Origin of the sequence: Desulfovibrio piger ATCC 29098 (genome assembly GCF_000156375.1) — a bacterium.
Taxonomy (GTDB): domain Bacteria; phylum Desulfobacterota; class Desulfovibrionia; order Desulfovibrionales; family Desulfovibrionaceae; genus Desulfovibrio; species Desulfovibrio piger.
Map to the genome: position 1 here is coordinate 1 of NZ_DS996351.1, position 20923 is coordinate 20923.

Genomic DNA, 20923 nt, shown 5'->3' on the forward strand with positions numbered 1-20923 from the left:
AACTAGCAAGGGCCTGCCCTGCAAGACATCAGGAGAACAGATGGATATGCCAAGGATCTGTCCCGCGTCCTTTGGCATCCATGCTGCTGTCGCTCCTGTAGCGGGAATAGGAGGGACATGTTCTGGAGTGGCAATGCGTGTTTGAAAGATAGAAAAGGATAGATTTTTCATAATATCTTCAATAAAATAAGTATGATAATAAAAATAATATAGTTTTCCATAAATTTCATAATCTGGAACGATCCTGTAGCAGGGTGAGACATTCACTGCGCGACAGTGTCACTCCTCTCCTGTGAGCTAAGCCATGCCTGAGTGCCTCATCTGCAGTTTTTCGGGAACGATATCTTACGATGTTTGCGGCGATGTCCGCTGCAACGGACATACGGTAAGCGCCGGAGGCCAGCGCGGCACCTGCTGTACGACCAGGAGCCCCTTTGGTACGGCCAAACCAGCCGTACCAAACGGCCGTAGCCATCTCTGCGGCAAGGGGAAATACTGAAAGATTTCGCCCCTTCGGCCAGTCCGCGACTTGCAGGAGTGCCCGGCAGGAGAAGAGTGCCCGTAGCCGGAAGGGGCGACCATTCCTTACAGGCCGCATCATGGATGCGTGATAGTGGCCAATGTCCTGTCTTGGCGGTATCGGTATCTTTGTTCCCGGACAGGCGGCCCGGGCGGGATCCTTGTCCCTCCTGCCGCAGCCAGTCCCTTTTCTTTGAAGAGCGCCGTTCCGGGAGAGCTGTCTTCCTGCCGGAAAGGAGCAGCGTATCGCTTCGGCGCGGCGCAGCGTATCAAGGAGATCTATCATGCTGGGAGCCATCATCGGTGACATGGTGGGCAGTCCGTATGAATTCCATCCGTGGCAGGGGGCTGCGGAAGCCTTTCCCCTGTTTTCCCCCCGTTCCCGCTTCACGGACGACACGGTGATGACCGTGGCCGTGGCCCGGGGGCTGATGCAGGCCTACGGTCAGGAGCAGGCCTGCCGGGAGGCCTTCATAGACGCCATGCACGAATATGGTCGTGCCTACAGCCGGGCCGGCTACGGGCAACGCTTTTTTCGCTGGATCGTCACGGGCAGCCGCACGCCGTACAACAGTTTCGGCAACGGTTCGGCCATGCGCGTCTCGCCTGTGGGCTGGGCCTGTGACAGCCTGGAGGAAACGGAACGCTATGCGGCCCTGAGCGCCTCCGTGACGCATGACCATCCCGAGGGCATCAAGGGCGCTTGCGCTACGGCGGCAGCCATATTCCTGGCCCGGGACGGTGCCGGACGGGACTCCATCCGTGATTATATCTCCTTCCGTTATGGGTATGACCTGAGCCGATCCCTGGCCGAGATCAGGCCAGCCTATCGCCATAAGGAAAGCTGTCAGGAATCCGTCCCCGAAGCCATCATCGCCTTTCTGGAAAGCCGTTCTTTCGAGGAGGCCGTGCGCAATGCCGTCTGGCTGGGGGGCGACAGCGATACGCAGGCCGCCATCGCCGGGAGCATAGCCGAAGCCTTTTACGGTGGCGTGCCGCAGCCGATGCGTGATGCGGCTCTGGCCCTTCTCGATGACCGTCTGCGCGGTGATGTGACTGCCTGGTATGCCTGGCTGGCGGTGCACAGGGGCCTCCCGCTTGACAGGAAGGCCGTTCCTGTTCAGGAACAGGAGATATCCGTATCCGCAACAGGGAGAGACATCATGGAGACCATGCCGAAAGCCGGGATGATGGGGCTGTGGGAAACGACAGTGGAAGAAGGAATGCTGGCCGCGGCAGTGGGCAGCGGTGAAGTCCGGGTGCTGGCCACCCCTATGATGATCATGGGCATGGAGCGCGCCGCCATGGAAGCGATACGCCCCTGCCTGCCCGAAGGCATGACCAGCGTGGGCACTCGGGTGGACATCAGCCATATGGCGCCCACCCCCTGCGGCATGAAGGTGCGCTTTGAGGCGAAACTGACGGCGGTCTCGGCCAACGGACGAGGTCTGACCTTTACGGTGGCCGCCTATGACGAGGCAGGTCCCATCGGAGAGGGCAGCCACGAGCGTGTGGTGGTGGACAGGGAAAAATTCCAGAGCCGCGCCCAGGCAAAGGGCGGTCAGGAATAACAGACAGCCGGGCCGACAGAAGCGGTAGCGCAAAAACAAAGATGTACGGACAGGGAGGGGCAAAGGTTCCTCCCTGTTTTCATTTCTGGCGGAAAGTCCGTCTGCTTACGGGCTATTCCTCACGAAGAGGCATGGCTCCCGGCACTGGGGGAAGAGCCTCTTCCTGTCACGGACATAAGGAGGACCGGGGGATATGTTCCCCAGTACAGGCAGGATGCTGGTGCGGAGGCAAAGCCGAAGAACGAGAATGAGCTTGCCCGCAAGTCTGGGGAAGGGTAGGCTCAGCGTGTTCTTCCACGGAAGGAGACGCAGGATGGCACGGCTCAGGGGGCCCGGCAGCAAAGCCGGAGAAGGCCCCGGTCGCCTGTGGGACGTCAGGCCCGGCCTGCGACAATGGAGGGCATGGCTTGCCCTTTGTCGTGCCATCGCGTATTTGCCGGCAACCCCTCTCCGGCCCGGCTATGCATCCGGGCGGATGGAACGTGGTTGCATGGTGCCGCATGGCGAGCCCTCAAGGAGGAAGTTTTGTTTTTTGTCGGATCACTGACCTGCCTGAGCATCTTTCTGGCCTGGCGTCTGGCTGCGCCCTGGTGCGCGCCCTTTCTGGCCGTTTGTGTGACGGCCCTGCTGCAGGTCCTCGCGGCCATGGGGGGCGTGTACCATGAAGTCCGCCTTGCCGTGGCTGTCCTGTCTTTCCTCTCCCTGTTGCCGGTCTGTGCTTCCCTGTTCACCGCAGGGGCCCCCCGGCGTCATTATCTCCGTACGGCGGCGCCTTCCCTGCTGTTTGCGGGCCTGCTGCTCCTGTTCGCCTGGCATTATGCCGGGGCCAGGCTCGTCTATTGGGACGAATTCTTCTGGGGCGGCTTCGTCAAGCATTTGGTGGGGGAGAACGGTCTCTGGGCCTGGGGCTCCGTCCTGCCCCGGCATGATTCGGTGCTGCTCTATCCGCCCATGGTCACCATCCTGCAGGCCCTGCTCCAGCCCATGGGGATCTTTTCGGAGCCTGCCATAGCCGTGGGCGAAGCCGCTGTTCTGCTTTCCGCCACGGGTGTCGTCATCCATCTGACCCGGGAACGGGGCCTCTCGTTCTGGCCGGTCTGCTTTTGTGCCCTGCTGACGTTCGGTCTGCTGCGTTCTCTGGGAGCGCATGTGGACTATGGTTCCTATATCTTCGGTTATGGGGAAAGCCTGCAGACAGCACTCTATACGGCACTTGCCCTGCTGGTGGTCTTCTCCTGTCGGGAACGGCTGCTGCGTCTGCTCCTGCAGGGGGGCTGCGCTGTGCTCATCCTGTGCAAGCCTACCGGGATATTGCTTGTTCTGTGTGTGTTGGGAGCCTTTGCCCTGCGGCAGTTTTGGGGTGTGGCAAGGCAAAGGTTCCGGCATGTCATATGGTCGATCGTCGGCGTGGTCTGGCCGGCTGTCCTGTGCTGGGGGCTGTGGAAGATCTACCGAGCCATCTGCATCACGGGAGCGGCCGGGGCGGATTTTTCTGCCATGGCCAATAGCTGGGGGCTGGAGACCATCCTCGATGCCATTCCTGTGTATGCCTGGGCGTTCCTGATGCGGCCCCTCCTCAGTATCCCTGCCATAGGGCTGCTGACGTTCGCGACCGGTACGGCCGTGTTGCTGCTCCTGTCCTGTGGCGGGAGCTGGTACCTGCTGCGCAAGGATCCCCGGTTGCTGCCCCAGGGCAGGGGCTTTGCCGCGCTGCTTCTGGTGGCAGGCTTTTTAGCCTGGGTGGCGGCCCATGCGTATGCGACCATGGCCTATATGGATGCTCGGGAGCTGGCTTCCGCGGCCAGTTATGAACGCTACGCCGCCGTTGCCATGGGGCCCCTGCTGGTCGGGACGATCTTTCTTTTCCTGCTGCGTGCTGCAAAACAGGGGCATCTGTGGCAGGTCAGGCTCGTACGCTTTTTCAGTGTGGTACTCATGGTCGTGGCTGTGTGTTTTTCGCTGCAACGTCCTGCGGATATCCCCGGACATCTGGCAGAGATGGAGCAAGCCGCCCGAATTCTGCAGCAGTCTACGCCGGAAGGGAGTTCCTGGTGGCTCGTGGCCGGAAAGGCTTCCTACGAGTATGGCATGATCTGCCGTTATCTGGTAATGCCGGAACGCAGCGCTGACCGCGTGAGTGAAGTGCTGGAGTTCAATCCAGTAGATTCCCCGGAGGAACGGTTGCTCGGTGGTACGCTGCCTGCCGACCTGCGGGCCACGGCGCGACGGCAGAAGGTGGATTATCTGCTCCTGTGGCGTGTCCCCGCCGATTTCGTGGCGCGCTACGGCAAGGAGCTGGGGTTGTACGAAGGTGAGGCGTTCCCGCTCCTTCTGCGGCTTGATGCCTGGCGTGAAGGAGAACGGGAGTTGCCTGAAAAGATCGTGTTGCCGGCACAATCTGGCCGGTGATGAGGGGGATGCGGTGCGGCCGTATCCGATCAAGGGGAAAAACTATGGAAGATACCTGTGAACTGACTATCCTGATGCCCTGCCTGAACGAATCCGAGACGCTGGCCACCTGCATCATGAAGGCCAAGGCCTACCTGGAGCGTTCCGGCGTTGACGGTGAAGTGCTGGTAGCGGACAACGGCAGCACGGACGGATCCCAGGAGATCGCCCGCAGTCTGGGCGCCCGGGTCGTGGATGTGGCGCAAAAAGGCTACGGCGCGGCCCTGCTGGGCGGTATCGCTGCCGCGCGCGGCAAGTACACCATCATGGGCGATGCCGATGACAGCTACGACTTCTCCAGTCTGCAGGTCTTTGTGGACAAATTGCGCCAGGGCGTGGATCTGGTCATGGGCAACCGTTTCAAGGGCGGGATCGCTCCCGGGGCCATGCCGCCGCTCCATCGCTATCTGGGCAACCCGGTCCTGAGCTGGATCGGGCGCCTGTTCTTCCGCATCAGCATCGGTGACTTCCATTGCGGGTTGCGGGGCTTCAATACCGAGGCCATCCGTCGCTGCGGCCTGAAGACCACCGGCATGGAGTTCGCCTCCGAGATGGTGGTCAAGGCCTCTATGTACGGCCTCAGCATGGCCGAGGTCCCCACCACGCTGGACAAGGATGGCCGCAGCCGTCCGCCGCATCTGCGTACCTGGCGCGATGGCTGGCGCCACCTCTGCTTTTTGCTGACCTATGCGCCGCACTGGCTGTATATGTATCCGGCGCTGGCCCTGATGGGCGTGGGCCTGCTGGGCGTGCTGCTTTTGCTCTCCGGTCCCCTGTCCGTGGGCAGCGTGACCTTTGCCAACAAAAGCTTTGTGACCTTCGCCATGCTGCTCATGCTGGGCATGCAGGTCATGGGGCTGGGAGTCGTGGCGGCGGGGCTGGCCGGTACGCATCTGCCGGGCCGGGGCGTCAGCCTGCTGGCACGCCTGGCCTCCCGAGACAGACTGGCGTTCGTGGCCCTGGCCTTCCTGGTGCTGTTCGTGTGCAGCTACGGCTATTGCTTCTCGGCCTGGTCCGGTGCCGGTTACGGCAATATGGCATCGCCTTTTGTGGACAATCTGAGCATCCTCGCCATCGTTTTCGGCGCCATGGCTGTGTTTTCCTTCATGCTGGCCTTCATCATCGCCGTGTGCAAGGAATTTTCATCTAAATAGATTTTTGAATTATGATGACTAGAAAAATAATAAAATCTATTACTAAGGGACTGTTTGTATACTTACTGCTTATCTCTATTTGTTGTTCTTTATTGTTTTTGAGCTTTTCTTTGGATGGAGATATAGAGAGTAATGCTTCTATAGGGATATGTAAGATATCAAATGGAGAAATATATCCAAAAGTTCTTGAGCATTACTTGCCGATGCCATGGACATATTTTTTAAGTTCATGGGCCCATTACTTGCAGCAGGATAAATTTACTGACCGTGAAATGCTCAAAGCTGCCATAGCACCAGGAGATAATATTTTTGAGCGAGCTATGGTCCCGGAATACGGACGTTATTGGCATGGATATCTCGTCTTTTTACGTCCAGTTTTGATGTTTTTTCCTTATGAAGAAATAAAATATCTTGGATTGATTGTTCATATTCTGGGCATAAGTATAATTTATTTTTCTGTAAAGAGGATTTCGGATTTTTTAGCAAAAGGGTTAGTAGTTTCTTTTCTCCTGTATGGATGGCTTACTGCTTGGTTGTCTTTTCAATTTTATTCAGCATATTTTATTGTTTATGCTGCAGGAAGCTTAGTGACGAGGATAAAAAAGAGACATATCCTATATTTTTCTTTATAACTGGGATGGCTGTTGCATTTTTTGATTTACTGTCAGTACCATTGCTGACGTTGGGAATTCCATTGCTTATTATTTATGCAAAAGAAAAGAGAACTAATTTTACGAGTATTTTTTTGTATTGTATTTTATGGTTGATAGGCTATGGATTATTTTGGATGGCAAAGCCATTAATAGCAACATATATTCTTCAGCAGAATATTATTGCTGATTTCTATCATCAGGCAATGTATAGGATCGGAGGTTCTATTCCTCGTCCAACAGAAATGCCGATATGGCTTCAGGCCCTCACTATGAATGGTCGTGTATTGGTTGGTCTTATTCCAATCTTTCTTTTTTTCCGGAAAAAAATTTTTTGGAATATCAACAACGGGATGCCATTACTCTTTATAGGCGGGATGCCCATTTTATGGGTATGTATTTTAGCAAATCATTCTGCAATTCATTACTGGTTTACAGCACGGGTATTTATGATAAGTTGTTTTGCGTTGATTGTTTATATTTATAAAATAGATGATTACAAAAATAGTCATGAAAATATTTAATAATAAATTACAGACTTTTTTACTGTTTATTGGAGTAGCTGGCCTTTGGATGTCTTTATCGCCCGCCGTGGCCTCTCCCCTGGGGGCGGACAGCTTCTTCACGGTGGACATCCCCGAAGGCTGGACCATCGAGGCCCAGGACAAAGGCTCCGTGACCATGCTTTCCCCAGATGCCGGCATCATGGTGAGCCTGGTGACAGGTCTCAACGGGACGCGCAGTCGTGCCGACATCGTGGAGGAGTACCGCAAGATGCTGGACGCCCCGGATGTCCGCCCCCGGGCCGATGATGTCTACGAGATGCAGGGCCACGCGGGGAACATCCCCATGCGGGGCGTGCTGGCCCTGGGGGCTGACAGGCATGTGCTCGTCCTGCTGGCCGGAAAGGTGGAGGATGCCCAGGCCCAGGCCATCGTGGATTCGCTGGCCCTGAAAAAATAGCGTCAGGCTGTTCCGGCTCTGTAGCGGGCGGGACAAGAGCATAGTGCAAGACGTTTGCCCCGGAGAGGGTAGAAGAAAAGCGTTGAGGTAAAAAGACCGTCGTCCTTGGGGATGGCGGTCTTTTTTCGTGGCAGGGAGGAAGGCTTTGCACATGGCTGTCCCGGCAGATCCCGGTCCGTACTGGGAAAAGATAGTCGGGCCCGGGGACATGCCCGTGAGGCTGCCATCATGTTGCGGGTCGGACTGGGCTGATGCGCGCGGCAGGTATCGAGCAGGTCGGGAACGTGGTGCAGGGATAGAAGGTCACTCCGCAGGTACGGCTGTGGCCGGAAATGCCGCTGCCCTGCGGAAATGCGGCTCCCGGCCCCTTGTGGGGCGTGTGTAATGGGTATATGCTCCAAAGATTCCGCCTGCCTCTGGCGTGAGCAGGCGGCGCACCGTTTTTACAAGGGATGTTTTCCATGTCGAATCATAGCGAGTACCTGAACAAGGTGTTGTTGAGCCGGGTCTATGACGTGGCCGTCGAGACCCCGCTGGATGAGGCCGTGAGCCTTTCCCGCCGCCTGGGCAACCGCGTGTTGCTCAAGCGGGACGACCTGCAGCCTGTGTTTTCCTTCAAGCTGCGCGGCGCCTACAACAAGATGGCCCGTCTTTCCCCCGAAGAGCTGCGCCGCGGCGTCATCGCCGCCTCGGCCGGCAACCATGCCCAGGGCGTGGCCCTGGCCGCCCGTCGTCTGGGGTGCGAAGCCGTCATCGTCATGCCCGTGACCACGCCCGCCATCAAGGTGGATGCCGTGCGCCGTCTGGGCGGACAGGTGGTGCTGTTCGGTGAGTCCTTCAGCGATGCCTGGCGGCATACGCTGGATCTCATCAAGGAGACCGGCTACGTGTTCATCCCGCCTTTTGACGACCCCGATGTCATCGCCGGACAAGGCACCATCGGCATGGAGATCCTGCGTCAGCATCCCGACCCCATTCACGCCATTTTCGTGCCCATCGGCGGGGGCGGACTTGCCGCCGGCGTGGCCGCCTATGTGAAGAACCTGCGGCCCGAGATCCGCGTCATCGGCGTGGAGCCTGTGGACTCCGACGCCATGCGCCGTTCCATCATGGCCGGTCATCGTGTGGAGCTCAAGGACGTGGGCCTGTTCGCCGACGGTGTGGCCGTGAAGCTGGTGGGCGAGGAGACCTTCGCCCTCTGCCGTGACCTGCTGGACGACATCATCACCGTGGATACGGACGCCATCTGCGGCGCCATCAAGGACATTTTCGAGGATACCCGCGTGGTGGCCGAACCGGCCGGCGCGCTGGCCCTGGCCGGTCTGCGTGCCTACGCCCGCGCGGGCAACCTGCGCGACACCACCCTGGTGGCCGTGGTCAGCGGCGCCAACATGAACTTCGACCGCCTGAGCCATGTGGCCGAGCGGGCGCGCTTCGGCGCCAACCGCGAAGCCCTGCTGGGCGTGACCATCCCCGAAAAGGCGGGCAGCTTCCGTCAGCTGGTGCAGGCCATCAGCAGCCGCAACATCACCGAGCTGTGCACCCGCTTCGCCGATCCGGTCAACGCCCATGTGCTGGTGGGCATCGACATCAAGAACAGCGACGAGGTGGCCTCCGTGCTGGACGACCTGCGGGCCGCCGGTTTCAGCGCCTGCGACCTTACGGACAACGAACTGGCCAAGCTGCACCTGCGCCATATGGTGGGCGGCAATGCCCCCCAGGTGCACAACGAACGCCTGATCCGCTTCTTCTTCCCCGAGCGGCCCGGTGCCCTGCTCAATTTCATGGACGCCATGCGCGTGACCTACAACTTCACCCTGTTCCAGTACCGTTATCACGGGGCGGACTTCGGCCGCGTGCTGCTGGGGGTGGAAGTGCCCGAAGAGCGGCGCGAGGACTTCGAGGAATTCCTGACCCGCGTCGACCGCATGGGGTATCCGCATGTGGACGAGACCGACAACCCGGCCTACAAGATGTTCCTGGGCTGGCATCACGACGACTGATGCCGGTCTGCACGGGCAGACCGTGATGCTTTTCGGGAGGCCGCTCCTTCGGGGGCGGCCTCCTGTTGTTATGGGGCCGGGGAGTCTCGGCGGCAGTGATGGAAGAACGGGAGGGCCGGGACGGGGACGGAAGGAGCTGCTCCCCTCAGGCCGCCGGGTGTCCGCAGCACGCATGCCTCAGGCTGTGGAGGCCTTTTTCTGTTCGCCCAGGCAGCCGGGCCGTCGTCATTGACAAGCCGGGACAGTTGGCCGAACATGGACAAAACCGGTATCGTCAACTTTTTACCGTCTGGCAGGACGCTATGATTCGTATTCAGGAAATTCTCGACAAGGTGGCGGCCAACAACCATGATGCCAATCTGGAGCTGATCCAGAAGGCCTATGTGTTCGCCGCCACAGCTCACGCGGGGCAGACGCGCCTTTCGGGCGAGCCCTATCTGTCCCATCCGCTGGCCGTGGCCTATACTCTGGCCGACATGGGCTTTGACGAGCCCACGGTGGCGGCGGGCCTGCTGCACGATACGGTGGAAGACACCGGCACCACCATCGAAGAGATCGACGACAAGTTCGGCGAAGACGTGGCCGACATCGTGGACGGTGTCACCAAGATCAGCATGATCGTCTTCGAGAACAAGGAAGAGGCGCAGGCCGAGAACATCCGCAAGATGATCCTGGCCATGAGCCACGACATGCGCGTGCTGATGGTCAAACTGGCCGACCGTCTGCACAACATGAGCACCCTTGATTTCCAGAAGCCCCACAAGCAGCGCCGCATCGCCCAGGAGACCATGGACATCTACGCGCCCCTGGCCAACCGTCTGGGCCTGTATTTGCTCAAGCGCCAGCTGGAGGACCTGAGCTTCAAATATCTGCGGCCCGACATCTACAACCAGATCGACCACTGGCTGGACGCGCATCAGGTGGTGGAAAAGCAGATCATCGAAAAGGTGGTCTCCCTCATCCAGGACCTGCTGGCCTCCAACGGTCTGGAAGGCCAGGTCTACGGGCGCATCAAGCACAAGTACAGCATCTATAAAAAGATGCAGTCCCAGTCCCTGACCCTGGACGAGATGCACGACATCATGGCCTTCCGCGTGCTGGTCAAGGACATCCGCGACTGTTACGCCGTGCTCGGTCTGGTGCACTCGCAGTGGAAGCCGGTGCACGGGCGCTTCAAGGACTACATCTCCATGCCCAAGGCCAACGGTTACCAGAGCCTGCATACCACGGTCATCGGGCCCGAGGGCGAGCGCATCGAGATCCAGATCCGTACCGAAGAGATGCACCGGCAGGCCGAACACGGCGTGGCCGCGCACTGGCTGTACAAGGAAAAGGGCCGGGTCAACTCCAAGGACCTGGAACAGTTCTCCTGGCTGCGCGAGATCTTCGAGCGCCAGGGCGACGAAGCGGACTCGCGCGAGTTCATGCATTCGCTCAAGCTGGACCTGTTCAAGGACGAGGTCTACGTCTACACCCCTGCCGGTGATGTGAAGGAATTGCCCGAAGGCGCCACGCCGCTGGACTTCGCCTTCCACATCCACAGCAAGGTGGGCCATCATTGCGCCGGGGCCAAGATCAACGGCCGCCTGATGCCGCTGGGCACGCCGCTGAAGAACGGTGACATCGTGGAGATCATCACCGATCCTTCGCGCAACCCCAACCGCGACTGGCTCAAGATCGTCAAGACGGCCCGCGCCCGCAGCCGCATCCAGCGCTACCTGCGTACCGAGGAACGCGCCCATGCCCTGGCCCTGGGCCGCGACATGCTGGAAAAGGAAGGCCGCAAGGTCAACCTCAACGTGGCGCGCGCCCTGAAGGACGGTCAGCTGGCCATCGTGGCGCAGGAGATGAACTTCGAGAACGTGGACGAGCTGGTGGCTTCGGTGGGCTATGCGCACATCACGCCGCGCCGCGTGCTCAACAAGCTCTATGCCGTCCTGCATCCCGACAATGCCGCGGCCGCGGAACCGGCCACGCCCACCATCAAGGAAAGCAAGGAAGCCGCCAAGCGCAAGAGCGACGGCGTGGGCATCTCCGGCTGTGACGGCGTGCTCATGCGCTTTGCCAAGTGCTGCAATCCGGTGCCGGGGGACCCCATCATCGGTTACATCAGCCGCGGTATGGGCGTCACCGTCCATCGTGCGGACTGCCCCAACGTGGCCAATATGGAGCCGGAGCGCCTCATCTCCGTGCACTGGGACGGCGAGGTGGAAAAGCCCTACGAGGCCGGCATCTTCATCCTGGCCCAGAACCGCAGCGGCGTGCTGGCCGGCATCGCCCAGCTTTTGGCCCTGCAGGGCATCAACATTACGGCGCTTTCCTCGCGGGCGCTGGTGGACGGCCGGGCCGAACTGCGTCTGACCGTGGAAGTGTGCAACGCCACGCAACTCTATGATGTCATCGAGGCCATCCGTGGTCAGTCCGGCATCCTCGAAGTGGTGCGCGATACCGAAGAAGCCTAGGGGCCGTCAGCCCGGCTGCCGTGGAGTAGCCTTTCCCAGCAGGAAACATATGCAGGGGACACCGCAAGGTGTCCCCTTTTTCGTGGAGCAGCCCGCGACAGTTTTGGGCAACTATTTGCCAGGAACAGGTCTGTACCCGGCAGCCGGGGCGGCGTATGCCGGTAAGCACGGGACAAAGGTCCGTTTTCCGGCCGGGACCTGCGGTGGCAGGCTCTGCCGGGCCGTGCCGACGGGGAGCGGGGCGGCCTTTTCTTGGGCCCCTGTTCCCGGGGATGCGGCAGCGGGCCGTCCTTCTCATGCCGGGTATCCGGCACAACCGTTGGACATATCGTGGGGAAAAATATGGACAGGATGCAGAAAGCAGCAGCATACAGGAAGGAACTGGGAAAGACGGGGGCATCGCCGCTGGCCGGGACGGAGCCCGAACTGGCGGCCATCCGGGAGCGCCTGGAATATGGCGAGATCGCCGGGCAGGGCAGTCTGGATGCGCGTCAGCGCCGCCTCATCACGCTGGTCGTCCTGGCCGCCATCCAGACACCGGAAGGGATAGGGGAGGAGACCCGGGCCGCCCTGCATCAGGGCGTGCGCCCGGAAGAGATCCGCGAGGCCCTGTACCAGTGCGCGCCCTATATCGGCTTCCCGCGGACGGAAGCGGCCCTGCGCCATGCGGATGCCGCCCTGGAGGCCGCGGGGATAGCCCTGCCTCTGCCTGAAGGCGGCACGGTGACGGAAGAAGACCGCTTCGAAAAAGGCCTTGCCGTGCAGACCGGCATCTTCGGGGACGCCATCAGCAAGATGCACGCGTCGGCCCCTGAAGGGCAACGGGAGATCCTTGTCCGCCATCTTTCCGCGTTCTGCTTCGGTGACATCTACACGCGCACGGGGCTGGATCTGCCGCTGCGGGAGTTGCTGACCTTCTGTATCATCAGCGCGCTGGGAGGTTGCGAGGCCCAGGTCAAGGCCCATGTGCAGGGCAATGCCGCCGTGGGCAACGGCAAGCAGCTGCTGGTGGATGCCCTGCTGCAGATGCTGCCCTGCATCGGCTTCCCCCGCACGCTCAACGCCCTTGCCTGCGTCAACAGCGTGCTGCCGGAAGCCTAGGGAGCGCGGGCATATCAGCATCCCCGCGCGTCCCGGCGGTGTCTGTTGCCGGGATATGCGGAAGCTGCGGGATGCTCGTGCGCGCAGGAAGGATACGGCCTGAGCGGGGACGGACCGCCGCTTTGAAGGATGCCCCGGCCCGCAGATTGATGGCGCGGGTGTCCTAAAGGCCGCCCGCCCCGGCTTCGCCCAGGGGGGCAAGCGTGCGCTTCCGCTGGATGTCCCGGTGAGGCGGTTCGCCGAACATGCGTTTGTATTCCCTGCTGAACTGGGTCACGCTCTCATAGCCCACGGAAAGGGCCGCCGAGGCCGCGCGCATGTCTTCCATGAGCATCAGGCGCTGGGCCTCGTGGAGCCTGAGCTGCTTGAGGTATTGCAGGGGGCTCAGGCCGGTGACGGTCTTGAAATGGCGATGGAGCGTGGACAGGGACATGCCCACCTGCCGCGCCAGGCTTTCCATGCGTACCGGGGCTCCCAGGTCCCGGCGCAGGATGGAAACGGCCTGCAAGACCTGGCTGTTCTGGGATCCCTGGGCATAGAGCCCGCGCAGCACATGGCCCAGGGGGCCGATCAGCAGCAGATAGTGCAGCTCCTGCAGGATCATGGGTGCGCGGATGGCGATCTGCTCCGGCTTGTCCAGCAGCTCGGCCAGGCGCAGCACCGCTTCCAGAAATTCCGGTTCGGCATCCGCCACGGCGACGCCGGGGCCGTCTTCCTGCGGGGCTTTGCCCGCAGGCCGCATCCTGAGCATGAGGTCCGTCAGGATCTGCCTGTCCAGGTAGAAGAAGAGGGAGAGGAAGGGCTGCCCGGGGGCCGTATCGAAGAAGGAAGACGAGCTGGGCATGTCGATGCCGGAGACCAGGAACTGGCCCCGCCGGAAGACGAATTCCTGCGAGCCGATGAGCGAGCGTTTGCTCCCCTGGACGATGACGGACACCAGCGGTCTTTCGAAACAGCGGTCAGGTGCGGGCGGGTCCTCCCGCCGGACGAGCACCAGACCGTCGATGGGGCTGGGGCGGATCTCCGGTGCGGGAAGGTGCCGCATCAGGATGTCTTTCAGGGCGGCAAGGATATCTTCTTTGATGGACAGGGCTGAGGATGCCATGAGGACCTCCGGTTCGGGCTGCCTGTCCAGTGTAACGAAAAGACGGCGGGGAGAGAAGACGCCGCCAAGGGCGCCCGCGGGCAGGCGGCATGAACAGGCAAGAGCGCCGGAGGAAAGGCCGCCTGTCTCCCCAGAAGTGCCGTCCCCGAGCGGGAACCATACCCCTGGTGACAGGACGGGCGGCAGGGACGGCGGTACGGCGGACGATCCCCGGTCGGGAGAGTGTGGGGCTGTCCGCAAGTCCGGCGATACAGGCCGGGCATAACGATCAACAACAAGGAACGACCATGCAGGAAAAGAGGGGACCTTTCGCCCGGGGCGGTGCCAACACGGCCTATGCCCGGTATTTTGTCGGCAACAGTTATTTGAACATGCTTTCCACCGAAGGGGTCATCATCGGCAACGTGACCTTCGAACCGGGCTGCCGCAACAACTGGCATATCCATGAGGCCGTCAGCGGCGGCGGGCAGATATTGCTCTGCACCTCCGGGCGCGGCTGGTATCAGGAGTGGGGCAAGCCCGCACGCGAACTGCACGAGGGCGACGTGGTCCACATCCCCGCCGGGGTCAAGCACTGGCACGGCGCGGCCAGGGACAGCTGGTTCGTGCATCTGGCCGTGGAGGTCCCCGGTGAGGGCTGCCGCTCCCAGTGGCTGGAGCCTGTCAGCGAAGAGGAGTACGCCCGTCTGCCCTAGACAGGAGGGCCTTCCGGCTGCCGCCCATGGCGCCGCATGCCCCGTGGGCAGCAGACGGAAAAAGGAGGCCGCCGCTGTTCCTGCAAAAACAGCGGCGGCGGAGTGCGCGCGGGAAGGAGAAGCACGCGCGGGAGAGGGGCGGATGGCCCGCCCCGGGAGGGCTAGAAGGTGTAGGCGAAGATCAGCTGGGCTTTCCAGGCATCCTGCTTGGACCAGTTACGTTCGCTGACATAGCTCTTGTCCCAGGTATCTTTGTCCATCATGTTGATGATGTAGCCGAGCTCGAGGTTGGCTTCCAAGTTCTCGTAGATCTGCCAGGAGTTGACCAGGTTGAATTCCAGCAGGCCGTCGTTGGTGGTCAGGTAGGGGCCGTCCTGGGCGGCGGTGGTGTCGTCCCAGGCCACGGCGGAACCCATGTATTTGACCATGGAGGGGCTGTTGGTGCCGCCCCAGTAGGCCACGCGGAAGGTGTGCTTGAGGTCTTCCACAAAGCTCACGTCCGCGATCTGCAGGCCGATGCCCCAGGTGCCGGCGTAGGTCAGATTGTTGTCGTAGAAGTTGTAGCCGGTGCCCCAGGCCAGGTTGCCGTCGCCCATGAAGGACGTGAAGTTGCCCGCGCCGGCGATGGAGGGCAGGCGCTCGGAACCGTTCTTGACGTTGCCGTCGTCACCGGAGGCGTACCAGCCGAAGATGCCGGGGGTGCCCCAGTCCATCTTGTATTCCACCAGGGCCTTGACCAGCCAGCCTTCACGCTTGCTGTTGCCCAGGACCGATTCGACACCGCGTTTGAGCACGTCGTAACGGCCCATGGCTTCCACATAGCCGTAGTTGATGTCGAATTCGATGTTCAGAGGATCGAAGGCCGTGATGGCCACGGGCAGGCCGGCCCAGAACATGGAACCGTAGGCCTTGCCGGTGTGGCCGAGGCCGCCGGGGCCGAAGTTCATGCCGGGATAATAGCCGGGCAGGGTCACGCTCAGGGCGCCGTCGGCGGTCTCCACGCCACCTTCATTGAAACGGGCGTTCTTGCCCTGCATGCCGTACATGGCCCAGGGGGTCAGCTCCACGCCGTCGAACTTCAGGGGCAGCATGAGCGCGAAGAGGTCCATGTTGTCCAGATAGTTCTTGTGGCCGTTGCCGTAGGCTTCGCCGTCGGCATTGGTGCCGGTGTAGTTGTCGTTGAGCGGGCGCATCCAGAGGGCGGTCAGGCCCACGTTCTCGTTGAACTGGTAACTGGCGACCACGGCGGCGGCGTCACCGTCCATGATGGCCGAGCCGCCGGCCACGTTGGGCAGGGCCACGGCCTGCAGGCCCATGCGGAGCTTGAGGTCGGTATTGGGGACCATCCAGTCGATGTAGGCATTCTTGAGCTTCACCACGCTGGTGGAGTCGGCGCCCAGGGCACCGCCGCTTTCGGACTGGCCCCACATCTGGTCGCCGATCTCGAAGAACACCGTACCGGACAGGGATTCGGAGGCCACGGCATCCAGCTGCAGGCGGACGCGCTGGCCGGCACTGAAGGTATCCTCGTGGTGACGTTTTTTGTTGTCCACGTCCTTGATGAGGCTGCCGTCACCAAGGCCGAAGCCCACCAGCCATTCGCCGGAAGCCTTGAAATCGATGGCTTTGGCGCCGCTGGCGGCCCCCAGGAGCATGCCGGCGGCCAGCATGAGGGTAAAAATCTTTTTCATGACCTTCTTCCTTACTGTTTGAGGTTCACATCCATCAGGCGACGGCGGCGCCCCCCGACGCCATGGCCGCCCGGGCCGTATTCCGCGCCTTGGCGCGGGCCTTTTTGTCCTTGCAGCGGCAGTTGGGGCAGGTGCCCTTGCAAACATGCTTTGCCTTCTCAGGGACGATGAGGACCTTGTTGCCGCTCGCCGCCAGCTCGAAGCCGCGGGAGCCTTTGTAGTGGATGCGCTGCGGCGCGATGGAAGCCTGGGGCGCAGAGCGCAGGACGGCGGCCGCCGCAGGCTGGATGCAGGTCACGTGGCGCACGTCGATGAAGAATTTGTTGCAATCGTTACTGTGGCAGCGCATGAGGTTCAGGATGGCACGGGCCTGTTCCAGATCCAGATCCTCACCGGTGGCGATATGCAGGTTGTTGGCGCTGCGGCGGAAAGAGATCCGGGTCTGGGGAAGGTTTTCCAATCTCGGCATGGTGGCTCCTGTGGTAATGTGTTTTGTTGGGCACAAGATGCCATGATTGAAAATTGATGTCAATGGAATTGAAAGTTGTTTTCAATTATTTTTACCTTTTAAACATAAAGATCGAATCATATCAAAATAATGCAGGATACGTGCGGCATTTTCTCCAGCCACAAGGGCTTGCTGATCCATAAAGATGCCCTTGGCGGCCGGAGGGGAGGACACGGCGGAGGAGGCCGGCAAGGCGTAAAAAACGTGCTGCTTGGCTGCCTGTTGCCGTGGCCCTTCCATGCCGGCGCCGGACCGGGCCCCAGCGGGTCCCTGCCGTGCGGACGTCTCGAAAAATCTTTTACTTTGCGATACGATGCGTCCTCAGTAAGGCCCTTGGAGAAGATCATGACGACAGCCACAAGCCGATATTTTGCCCTGCTGGCCCTGACGGCCGCCCTGTGGGGCGCCCAGCCGCTGCTGGTCAAGATCACCATGCGGGAACTGAACCCGTCCACCATGACAGCGGTGCGTTATCTGCTCATGAGCATCACGTTTTTCGCGCTCATGCGCTGGCGGGGCCTGCCGCTCCTGCCGCCGCTGCGTCTGATGCCGGCCCTGCTGCTCATGGGCATCACCGGTGTGGCGCTCAACAATATAGCCCAGTTCACCGGCCTGCAGCTCTCCACGGTTAGCAACGCCACCCTCATCGCCACCACCACTCCGGCCGTGACGGCCCTGGTGGCCCTGATCTTCCTGCGCGAGCGCCTGCTGCCCATCGAACTGCTGGGGATCCTGCTCTCCGTGGCCGGGGCGCTGTTCCTCGTCAGCAAGGGACAGATCGACGTGCTGCTGCATATCTCCTTCAACAAGGGGGACCTGCTTTTCTTCACCGCCCAGCTGGGGTGGGCCGTCTATTCCCTGACGGGTTTCCGCGTCATGCGCCATCTTCCGCCCCTGACGACCACGGCCTGGGCCGGGCTGTTCGGGACGGCGGGCACCTTCATCTACGCCGCGCTGACCGGTCAGCTGGACGTGCACGGCGTGGGCGGCACGACCCTGGCCTGCATGGTCTATATCGTCTGGATAGGCGGTGTTTGCGCTATGATCTTCTGGAACATGGGGGTCAAGGTGGTGGGCGCGGGGCAGGCGGCCATTTTCCTCAACATCATGCCGCTGGTGGGCGTTGTTTTGGGCGTGACTTTGCTGGGCGAGGACTTTGCCTTCCGTGAGGCCTTCGGCGCCGTGGGCATCCTGGGCGGGGTGTATATCCTGACGCACAGCCGCCAGATCATGCGGCGCATGGACCAGCGCCTGATCCGGCGTGCCCGGGAACTGGCGGCCGCCCGGCGTCAGGCCGCGGAAAAGGAATCCCGCCGGGACTGAGCCGGTGGTATGGCATTTAGCAAGGGACGGCTGCGCCTATGAAAGATATCGAATGTGGCAAATACCGGCTCACGGACCTGGCTATGATCCTGCTGGCCGCGCTGTTCTGCTGGTGTGCCCTGCAGGGGACGCTGGAGCTCAATCCCCAGGGCATCGGCATGGACAGCGACCTGCAGAATTATGCCCAGATCATGGAGGCCGCCGAATACCCCGCGGCCTTTGCCCTTGACCCGGTGGCATCGTATTTTCCGCGGGATCCGGGCGTGCCCAACCTGCTGACGGACCTGGCGGGCCTGTTCCCGGGTGGAGACAACGCCGCGGTGGACATGCTGCGTGTGGGCTCGCTGGGCGTCTTTTTGCACTTCCTCGCCTATTACATCCTGGGGCGTTGCCTGTTCCGCAGTCCGTCTCTGGCGGTCCTGCTCTCGATCTTAATGGGCATCGCCGTGCACTGGGCGTTCGGCACCTTCTGGGGCAGCATGCGTTCGGATCCGGTGCCGCGCATCTTTTACGCCGATCTCTGGCCCTTCCTGTTGCTGCTGGCCTGTGCGGCGGTCAAACGCCCCTTGCTGCAGCCCGTGGTCATGCTGCTTTCAGGCTGTGCCATGCTGGTACATACGGTCAGTGCCCTCATGGGCGGGGCCATGTTCTTCATGGCTTTCTTTTTGCTCTGGCAGGGCAGGAGGCCATGGCGCCACGCGGGCCTGAGCCTGCTGAACCTGTTGAGCTTCGCGATCCCCGTTGCTATATACCTGAGGGTCTTCCTTGCGGATACTCCGGCGCCGCCTGTCGAATATGGCGGCCTTTTTGCCGAGGTGCGCGCCCTGCGTTACAGCAAGGACTGGCATGATGTCTGGCAGAGCCTTGCGGACATAGTGCGCTATTATATCTTCCCGGTCCCGCTCTTCCCTGCGGCGGCTGTGTCGGCGGTGGTGCTGTTCAAAAAGCGGCAGCAGCTGGCCGGGCCGGTGCGTACCCTGCTGCGCCTCATGCCCGGCATGGTGCTGGGCATCGCGGGCGGCTGTGTGCTTTGTGCCCTGGAGATGTGGCTGGCCCGCCATCTTGGGCGGCAGAACATGAGCCAGGAGATCCTGCGGGGCACACGCTTCCTGGTGCCGCTTTCCTGGCTGCTGCTGACCTGCCTTTTGTCCCTGTACTGGCAGGGCATCGCTCCCTTGCTGCGCCGGGGCTTCGTCGTCCTGCTGGCTGTTGTTTTGCTGTCGCTGGGGCAGGGCAAACAGGTGGTGGCGGCCCGGCATGCCCTGGCGGACATGACCGGCATGAGCTGGTTGGATACGGCGGAGGCCCGGCAGCTCAAGGTGCGCTCCCTGAGATTGCAGGACGCCCTGCGGGCCCTGCGTGCGCAGGCGGGACCGGAAGAGATCGTTTTCACTGACGGCGATTGTATGGCCGTACGTTTTGCGGCCCGCATGCCCCTGCTTCCCGTGCACAAGGACGGGAACGTCATCTATTATGCGGGCGATCCTGTCCTGGCCCGGCGCTGGCTGGCCATGCAGCAGTGCATGGCGGACGATGCCGGCGGCTACATGGACATCTGGCGCACGGAGCAGGCTGCGTTGCTGCTGACGCGCCATGTGGAGCACAAAGCACAGTTGCTGCGTTACGGCTCCCTGCTTTTTGAGAATGAAGACTGGCTGTTGCTGCGGCGTTCGCCGGTATCTGCGGACGGCGGTGCACAGGCCACGAGGAGTGGACATGCAGACTGAAAAAAAAAGCAACAGGATCGCGGTCCTGATCCCCTGCTATAACGAGGCGCTGACCATCGGGAACGTGGTCAGGGATTACCGGCAGGCCCTGCCGGATGCCGACATCTATGTGTACGACAACAATTCCACCGACGAAACAGCCCGTCTGGCCCGTGAGGCCGGTGCCATCGTGCGTCCCGAGCCCCGTCAGGGCAAGGGCAACGTGGTGCGGACCATGTTCCGTGACATCGAGGCGGACTGCTATCTGATGGTAGACGGGGACGATACCTATCCGGCTTCGCAGGCGGCGGCCCTGTGCGCGCCCGTGCTGGAAGGCCGCGCGGACATGGTCATCGGTGACCGCCTTTCCTCCACCTATTTCACGGAGAACAAACGCCCGTTCCACAACAGCGGCAACATGCTGGTGCGCCGTTGCATCAACATGTTCTGGAAGCGCGGTCGGCAGATCGAGGACGTCATGACGGGCATGCGGGCCATGTCGCCCCTGTTCGTCAAATCCTTCCCCATCCTTTCGCAGGGCTTCGAGATCGAGACGGAGATGACCATCTTTTCCTTGGCCAACAATTTCCGCATCGCGTCCATGCCCATCCAGTACCGTGACAGGCCGGAAGGCAGTTTTTCCAAGCTGAATACGTTCCGGGACGGCTTCCGCGTCCTGAAGACCATCGCCGTCCTGTTCAAGGATTACCGGCCGTTGCTGGTCTTCTGGTCGGTGGCCTGTCTGCTGGCCCTGCTTTCCCTGGGGCTGTTCCTGCCCGTGCTGGGGGAATACATGTCCAGCGGGCTCGTGCCCCGCTTCCCGTCCCTGATCGTGTCCGGCTTCTGCATGCTGGCGGCTTTGCTGAGCGTTGTTTCCGGTCTGATCCTGGACTGCCAGCGCAAGCGAGCCCGGCAGGCCTTCGAGATCCAGCTCAATATGTTGTCGCTGCTGTTGCGGCAGGGTAGCGATGCCCCCCGGCGGGAACAGGCCGGGACCGAATAGATATGGATGAAAAAAAGCCGG

17 protein-coding genes are annotated in these 20923 nt (G+C 61.3%); 13 read left to right on the top strand and 4 right to left on the bottom strand.

All coding sequences use genetic code 11. From position 1 onward, the window contains the following. Nucleotides 1-267 (bottom strand): hypothetical protein (locus DESPIG_RS14195; RefSeq protein WP_211204902.1); only part of this gene is annotated, 267 nt, incomplete at its 3' end. A 536-nt stretch (nt 268-803) separates the two neighbouring features. Here DESPIG_RS14195 and DESPIG_RS14275 point away from each other — a divergent pair. The 9 genes from DESPIG_RS14275 to DESPIG_RS00035 all read left to right on the top strand — a co-directional run bounded on the left by DESPIG_RS14275 (nt 804) and on the right by DESPIG_RS00035 (nt 12871). Beyond that, nucleotides 804-2090, top strand: coding sequence for a thioesterase, FlK family (locus DESPIG_RS14275; RefSeq protein ID WP_006003444.1), 1287 nt, complete (start codon nt 804-806; stop codon nt 2088-2090). A gap of 525 nt (nt 2091-2615) precedes the next feature. Further along, complete coding sequence (locus tag DESPIG_RS00010; protein ID WP_040368899.1) at nt 2616-4499, top strand: hypothetical protein; 1884 nt, start codon at nt 2616-2618, stop codon at nt 4497-4499. A gap of 44 nt (nt 4500-4543) precedes the next feature. Further along, entirely contained in the window at nt 4544-5692 is a 1149-nt protein-coding gene (locus DESPIG_RS00015; protein WP_006003450.1) for a glycosyltransferase family 2 protein, read from the top strand. A gap of 11 nt (nt 5693-5703) precedes the next feature. Further along, a complete protein-coding gene (locus DESPIG_RS13460) occupies nt 5704-6324 on the top strand; it encodes a hypothetical protein (RefSeq protein ID WP_147589195.1) in 621 nt (206 codons plus the stop codon). Nucleotides 6325-6329: 5 nt separating this feature from the next. Further along, the gene (locus DESPIG_RS13465) at nt 6330-6866 is read left to right on the top strand and encodes a hypothetical protein (RefSeq protein WP_147589197.1); all 537 of its coding nucleotides are present in this window, start codon (nt 6330-6332) and stop codon (nt 6864-6866) included. 49 nt (nt 6867-6915) lie between these two features. Beyond that, nucleotides 6916-7305: a hypothetical protein gene (locus tag DESPIG_RS00020; protein WP_211204903.1), complete on the top strand. Its 390-nt coding sequence runs from the start codon at nt 6916-6918 to the stop codon at nt 7303-7305. 461 nt (nt 7306-7766) lie between these two features. Further along, nucleotides 7767-9308 carry a threonine ammonia-lyase, biosynthetic gene (gene ilvA, locus DESPIG_RS00025; RefSeq protein ID WP_040368944.1) on the top strand — a complete coding sequence of 514 codons (1542 nt, stop codon included), beginning with the start codon at nt 7767-7769 and terminating at the stop codon, nt 9306-9308. A 302-nt stretch (nt 9309-9610) separates the two neighbouring features. Further along, nucleotides 9611-11770, top strand: a complete 2160-nt coding sequence (locus DESPIG_RS00030) for a RelA/SpoT family protein (RefSeq protein WP_006003463.1) — start codon at nt 9611-9613, stop codon at nt 11768-11770. A gap of 342 nt (nt 11771-12112) precedes the next feature. Further along, nucleotides 12113-12871: a carboxymuconolactone decarboxylase family protein gene (locus tag DESPIG_RS00035; RefSeq protein ID WP_006003466.1), complete on the top strand. Its 759-nt coding sequence runs from the start codon at nt 12113-12115 to the stop codon at nt 12869-12871. Between the two features lie 163 nt (nt 12872-13034). Here DESPIG_RS00035 and DESPIG_RS00040 read toward each other — a convergent pair whose 3' ends face one another. Continuing rightward, nucleotides 13035-13976, bottom strand: a complete 942-nt coding sequence (locus DESPIG_RS00040) for an AraC family transcriptional regulator (protein WP_006003469.1) — start codon at nt 13974-13976, stop codon at nt 13035-13037. Nucleotides 13977-14263: 287 nt separating this feature from the next. On the opposite strand from DESPIG_RS00040, the gene DESPIG_RS00045 reads away from it, so the two are divergent. Further along, on the top strand, nt 14264-14671 hold the full coding sequence (locus DESPIG_RS00045) for a cupin domain-containing protein (RefSeq protein ID WP_006003472.1): 408 nt from the start codon (nt 14264-14266) through the stop codon (nt 14669-14671). 161 nt (nt 14672-14832) lie between these two features. On the opposite strand, the gene DESPIG_RS00050 is transcribed toward DESPIG_RS00045, so the two are convergent. Next, on the bottom strand, nt 14833-16362 hold the full coding sequence (locus tag DESPIG_RS00050) for an outer membrane homotrimeric porin (RefSeq protein WP_006003475.1): 1530 nt from the start codon (nt 16360-16362) through the stop codon (nt 14833-14835). A 34-nt stretch (nt 16363-16396) separates the two neighbouring features. Then, nucleotides 16397-16831 carry a hypothetical protein gene (locus DESPIG_RS00055; protein ID WP_006003476.1) on the bottom strand — a complete coding sequence of 145 codons (435 nt, stop codon included), beginning with the start codon at nt 16829-16831 and terminating at the stop codon, nt 16397-16399. A gap of 384 nt (nt 16832-17215) precedes the next feature. On the opposite strand from DESPIG_RS00055, the gene DESPIG_RS00060 reads away from it, so the two are divergent. Genes DESPIG_RS00060 through DESPIG_RS00070 form a run of 3 tightly spaced genes read left to right on the top strand, consistent with a single transcriptional unit; the run spans nt 17216 to nt 20902 of the window. Further along, nucleotides 17216-18193, top strand: a complete 978-nt coding sequence (locus tag DESPIG_RS00060) for a DMT family transporter (protein ID WP_040368900.1) — start codon at nt 17216-17218, stop codon at nt 18191-18193. A 38-nt stretch (nt 18194-18231) separates the two neighbouring features. Further along, nucleotides 18232-19920: a hypothetical protein gene (locus DESPIG_RS00065; RefSeq protein ID WP_006003482.1), complete on the top strand. Its 1689-nt coding sequence runs from the start codon at nt 18232-18234 to the stop codon at nt 19918-19920. Next, the gene (locus DESPIG_RS00070; RefSeq protein ID WP_006003484.1) at nt 19910-20902 is read left to right on the top strand and encodes a glycosyltransferase family 2 protein; all 993 of its coding nucleotides are present in this window, start codon (nt 19910-19912) and stop codon (nt 20900-20902) included. The genes DESPIG_RS00065 and DESPIG_RS00070 overlap by 11 nt, the downstream gene beginning before the upstream one ends. Nucleotides 20903-20923 lie beyond the last annotated feature (21 nt).